The organism is Polaromonas sp., assembly GCF_018780625.1.
In the GTDB taxonomy this organism is placed as follows: domain Bacteria; phylum Pseudomonadota; class Gammaproteobacteria; order Burkholderiales; family Burkholderiaceae_C; genus Polaromonas.
In genome coordinates this window covers 1-2,101 of the sequence record NZ_JADMJK010000069.1, presented here as the reverse complement: position 1 = coordinate 2,101, position 2,101 = coordinate 1, and the positions used below count along the sequence as shown (strand labels likewise).

3 protein-coding genes are annotated in these 2,101 nt (G+C 66.2%); 2 read left to right on the top strand and 1 reads right to left on the bottom strand.

What is annotated here, in order from left to right; all coding sequences use genetic code 11:
- Together IV091_RS06330 and IV091_RS06325 are read left to right on the top strand one after the other, a co-directional pair.
- Window positions 1-615 (top strand): alpha/beta hydrolase (locus IV091_RS06330; protein WP_293466601.1); only part of this gene is annotated, 615 nt, incomplete at its 5' end.
- A gap of 2 nt (window positions 616-617) precedes the next feature.
- Complete coding sequence (locus IV091_RS06325; RefSeq protein WP_293466599.1) at window positions 618-1,475, top strand: YbgC/FadM family acyl-CoA thioesterase; 858 nt, start codon at window positions 618-620, stop codon at window positions 1,473-1,475.
- A gap of 11 nt (window positions 1,476-1,486) precedes the next feature.
- Here the strand turns inward: IV091_RS06325 and IV091_RS06320 are convergent.
- Window positions 1,487-2,101: NRDE family protein (locus IV091_RS06320; protein ID WP_293466597.1), on the bottom strand; the 615-nt coding region annotated here is incomplete at its 5' end.

Here is a 2,101-nt window from a genome sequence, read left to right as displayed (position 1 = left end):
GCTGTTATTTCTTTGGACTACCGGCTGGCGCCCGAACACAAGTTTCCGGTGGCGGCCCACGATGCCTGGGACGCCCTGAACTGGCTGGCCGACCATGCCGCCAGCCTGGGCCTGGACGCCGCACGGCTGGCTGTGGGCGGGGACAGCGCGGGCGGCACGCTGGCCGCCATCTGCGCGGTGCTGGCGCGCGACGCCGGTTTGCCGCTGGCGCTGCAACTGCTGTTTTACCCCGGTTGCGCGGCGCACCAGGACACGCCCTCGCACCACAAGTTTGGGCACGGATTCTTGCTTGAAGAGGCCGGCATCAGCTGGTTTTTTGCGCAGTACGTGCGCAGCCCGGCCGACCGCGACGACTGGCGCTTTGCGCCGCTCAATGCGCCCGATGTGGACGGCGTGGCCCCGGCCTGGCTCGGCTTGGCCGAATGCGACCCGCTGGTCGATGAAGGCGTGATGTATGCCGACAAGCTGCGCCTGGCCGGCGTGGCCGTGGACCTTGAAATTTACCGCGGCGTGACGCACGAGTTCATCAAGATGGGCCGCGTCATTCCCGAAGCGCGCCACGCCCATGCGGCTGCGGCGCAGGCGCTTCGACTGGCTTTTAACCCGGAGATATGAACATGCAGCGACAAGACTTCCGCTTTTTTCACCGCCTGCGCGTGCGCTGGGTCGAGGTGGACATGCAGAAAATCGTGTTCAACGGCCACTATCTGATGTATTTCGACACCGCCATCAGCGACTACTGGCGGGCGCTGGCACTGCCGTATGAAGAGGCGATGCTGCAGCTGGGCGGCGACTTGTACGTCAAAAAGGCCAGCATTGAATACCATGCCTCGGCGCGTTTTGACGACCGGCTCGATGTGGCGCTGAAGTGTGTGCGCGTTGGCACCTCGTCGATGGTGTTTTCAGGCGCCATTTTCCGCGGCGCCGAACTGCTCATCACCTGCGAGCTGATTTACGTGTTTGCCGATCCGGCCTCGCAGACCTCCAGGCCGGTGCCCGATGCGCTGCGCCGCCTGCTGACGGGTTTTGAAGCGGGGGAATCCATGCTGGACTTCAAAACCGGCGACTGGATGCAATTAGGCGCTGACGCCGCCCGCATCAGGCAGCGCGTGTTTGTCGAGGAGCAAGGCATTGCGCCCGAACTGGAACTTGACACCGCCGATGCCGACGCCGTGCATGCCGTGGCCTACAACGGGCTGGGCCAGGCGGTGGCCACCGGGCGGCTGCTCAGGCACGCTGCGGGCGTAGGCAGGATAGGCCGCATGGCGGTTCACCGTGCGCTGCGGGGCGCGCAGCTGGGGCAGGGCATCTTGCAGGCCTTGGTCGGCGCTGCACAGCAGCGCGGCGACGCCGAGGTCGTGCTGCACGCCCAACGCAGTGCCGAAGGCTTTTACCAGCGCCTGGGCTTTGCGGCGCGCGGCACGCCTTTTGACGAGGCCGGCATCGCCCACATGGAAATGTTCCGGGCGCTCTGAGCGCTTCGGGTCTATTGCCAGGACAGCACGGCGCGGCTGCATTCAATGCCGGCGCCTGCACCCGGCGCTTCATGCCGGTGCGTGCGCTCTTCCAGCTGGACTTCCCAGCGCCGTTCGGCCCCGGCGTGGTGCTGCGCGCTGGCCAGCAACACCGTGCTGCTGCGCGTGCCATAAGCGTGTTCGGGAAAGTCGACAAAGGCGCTGGACAGTGCTTGTTCAATGGCGAGCGGCACGCCGGTGGCGGGCAACGCTTCAACGCTCGCACGTTCGCGGCTGGCCAGCGCGGCCCACAGCCGCGCTTGCAGCGTTTCCGGGTCGGGCACAGCATGGAGGGAAGCCCGGAGCGCGTGTTGCAGTGCCGTGGTTTTGGGCCAGGGCGTGTTCAGTGCGGCATTGGAAAGTCCATATACGCCGGGCGTCAAGGTCTGGACATGAAGCGCCGACCCTGTGGTCGGCCGGTTGCTCAGCCAGGTCCAGGCATTGCTTTGAAAATCGCCGAGCACCAGGTTGAAGCCGCCATAGGCAGCGCCGTCCTGCGCCAGCGCCGCGGCAAATGCGCCCGCGTCCCCGGTTTGCGCCAGCCAGCGCGTGACCAATTCACCCCTGGAATGCGGCGCAGCAGGCGC

What these genes read in the sequence shown, in the direction of transcription:
- IV091_RS06325 (WP_293466599.1), top strand. Translation starts at nt 618, where the DNA reads ATGCAGCGACAAGACTTCCGCTTTTTTCACCGCCTGCGCGTGCGCTGG.